Genomic DNA, 2,994 nt, shown 5'->3' on the forward strand with positions numbered 1-2,994 from the left:
GTCGGCCAGGGCGCCGGCAGGTCGCGCCGGACCGGTCGGCCACCGCGCGGATGGCCAGGTTGAGCGCCGAGCGCTGCGCGGCGGTCGGATCCGGTACGGAGGTCGCCGCGACCAGGCTCTCGGCGGGCGCGTCGGCGTCCCCGCCCGGGAGGTGCAGCCGGCGCAGCGGGTCCGGCCGGAGTCTGCGCCAGCCCCTGACCAGCGGCCAGCCGGTGGTCCCGCCGGCCCGGTGCCGGTACGCGCCCTCGACCGCCTCCGCCACCGCCGGCACCCCGGCCGCTCCGGCCAGGGCCCGGGTGAGTTCCCGCGCCGACCCGTCCTCCGGCCCGGTACGCGGCGGCTCCACCCCGACGAGCGGTTCCAGCTCGGCCACCACGCTGTCGACGTCGCCGGCCAGCCGGCGCAGCGCCGCCTGCCGCTCGGCGACCGTACGCTCCAGCGCCCCGCGCAGCCCCACCATCCCCGCCGGGTCGACCGCGACGGTCGGCAGCAGCGGCACCCCGCCGAGCCCGTCGGCGTCGAGCAGGCGGCGCAGGTCGTCCAGGACCCGGGGCAGCTCGGCCGGGGGCAGCCGGTCGGCCTGGTTGAGCACGACCACGGTGACGTCCTTGTGCCGGTGGAACTCGCGCAGGTAGCTGGTGTGGATCACCCGGTCCGCGTACTTCTGCGGGTCGACCACCCAGACCACGAGGTCGACCAGGCCGAGCAGCCGGTCCACCTCCAGCCGGTGGGTCCGCTGCACCGAGTCGAAGTCGGGCAGGTCCAGCAGGACCAGGCCGTGCAGGGCCGACTCGTCGTCGCCGTCGAGCGCGCTCTCCCGGACGAACCGGTGCCGGGGCAGCACGCCGAGCCAGTCGAGCAGCCGGCTGGCGCCGCCCAGCGGCCCCCAGACGCAGGCGTGCGCCACGCCGGTGGTCGGCCGGCGTACGCCGACCGGCGAGAGCTCCAGCCGGGCCAGGGCGTTGAACAGGCTGGACTTGCCGCTGCCGGTGGCCCCGGCCAGGGCGACGACGGTGTGGTCGCCGGAGAGGGCGAGGCGGGTGCCGGCCCGCTCGACGACGGTGTGCGCGGCGACCAGCCGCGCGTCCGGCACCTGGCCGTCCACCGCGCGGAGGAAGCGCTGTACGCCTTCCAGCCGGGCGATCAGCTCGTCCGGGTCGACCCGGTGGTCACCCCGGAACGCCTCGCGCACCCGACCGACGATGTTGGTCATCCGTGCCGACCTTCGTTCGCGACTGCGGGGCCCGCAAGCTCACTCCTCGCGCTCACCGCGTCCCACCCATGCCGGTCGGCGGCAGCACCGGCCCGTCGGTGCGGGACAGGCCGCTGCGGTGCCGGGCCATCTCCACCTCGGCGGCGGCCCGGCGCAGGGCGGTGCCGGTCTCGGCGGCCGGGCGGGCCGCCGCCGTCCGGTCGAGGTAGCGGGCCGCCTCCTCGTCGAGCAGCGCGCCGATCCGGTCCAGCAGGTCCACCCGGGCCTTGTCGGCCAGGTTGCGCACCGCCTGGTCGCCGAAGATCGCCTGGAGCACGGCCTGCGCGGCGACCGTGGTGCCGGCGCCGGTGGCCACCTCCAGACCGGTCGGGATGAAGGCGGTCGAGGCGAAGACCCCGATCATCACGGCCAGCCCGGTGGCGTTCACCGCGTACGCGGCCGTCCGGGCCACGAAGCGGCGGTCGCCGCCCTCCTCGCGGACCAGGTCCAGCACCCCGCGCTGCCAGTCGCGGACCAGCCGCTCGGCGCGTTCGGCCAGGTCGTCGGAGGGGTGGGCGAGCGGCGGCTCGACCAGCGCGGCCCCCGCGGGATGCGCCTTCCACCCGGTGTACGCGTTCTCCGCCGCCTCCGAGGCGACCCCGCGCAACAGGGTCACCAGCTGCGACTCGATCGCGTTGCGCAGCTCCGCGGCGGGCGCCGGACGGCCGGTCATCGCCGCGACCACCCGGTCCCGGAGCCGACCGATCCGCGCCTCCAGCGTGCGGAAGAACTCACCGGTGCCGACGAACTCCTGCCAGCGGGCCAGCACCTCGCCCCGGAGCAGCCGGCCGTCCTTGAGCCCCTGCTCGACGGTCCGCTGCGCCCCCCGGTACGCGGCCCGGACCCGCTCGTCGAGCGCGTCCGCGGCGGCCACCTGCTCGTCGGCGGCGTCGGCCAGCCCGTCGACGGCGGGGTGCACGGCGGCGAGCGCCCCGTCGAGGGTCTGCCGGACCACGGCGGACCGGGTGTCGGCGTCGGCGGCGAGCCGGGAGAACCAGGCGCTGAGCGGGGCGGTGACCTTGTCGGGGAGCAGCCCCTGGCCGTCGACCCAGGTCTCCGGCAGCACGAAGAGCGGCGCGGCGCCGAGGTCCTGGGCGGCGAGCATCTCCGACAGGTGGGCGGCGATCTCGTCGGCCGCCTCCGGGGGCACCCGGTCGAGCACCATGGCGATCACCGCGCCCCGGGCCCGGGCGCTGCGGAGCAGCTCCCAGGGGACGGCGTCGGCGTACCGGGCGGCGGTCGTGACGAACAGCCAGAGGTCGGCGGCGGCCAGGAGTTGGCCGGCGAGGGCCCGGTTGGCGTCGACCACCGAGTCGATGTCGGGCGCGTCGAGGAAGGCCAGCCCGGCGGGGAGCGCGGGCGCGGTGACCAGGTGCAGGGTGCCCGGGTTCTCGCTCGGTTCGTTGGTGCGGGTGAGGCCGGGCAGCAGCTCCCCCCGCCGGAACCAGGCGGAGTCGGTCGGGTTGCAGACCAGCACCGGGGAGCGGGTGGTGGGCCGGAGCACGCCGGCGGCGCTCACCCGGGCCTGGACGAGGCTGTTGACCAGGGTCGATTTGCCGGCGCCGGTGGAGCCGCCGACCACCACCAGCAGCGGCGCGTCGAGCCGGGCCAGCCGGGGCAGCAGGTAGTCGTCGAGTTGGTCGGTGAGCCCGGCGGCGGCGTGCCGGGCCGGCTCGGCCGAGGGCAGGGCCAGCGGGAACCGGGCCGCGCCGATCGCGGCCCGCAGGCCGGCGAGCGCGGCG

The 2,994-nt window shown here is 77.4% G+C and carries 1 protein-coding gene and 1 pseudogene; both read right to left on the reverse strand.

Annotated features, from left to right (window positions below; all coding sequences use genetic code 11):
• Positions 1-1,213: pseudogene (locus tag JNW87_RS36805) on the reverse strand (GTPase); the annotation flags it as partial.
• A 52-nt stretch (positions 1,214-1,265) separates the two neighbouring features.
• Positions 1,266-2,994: GTPase domain-containing protein (locus JNW87_RS36810; RefSeq protein ID WP_238455313.1), on the reverse strand; the 1,729-nt coding region annotated here is incomplete at its 5' end.

Origin of the sequence: Micromonospora sp. ATA51 (assembly GCF_016802855.1) — a bacterium.
In the GTDB taxonomy this organism is placed as follows: Bacteria; Actinomycetota; Actinomycetes; order Mycobacteriales; family Micromonosporaceae; genus Micromonospora; species Micromonospora sicca.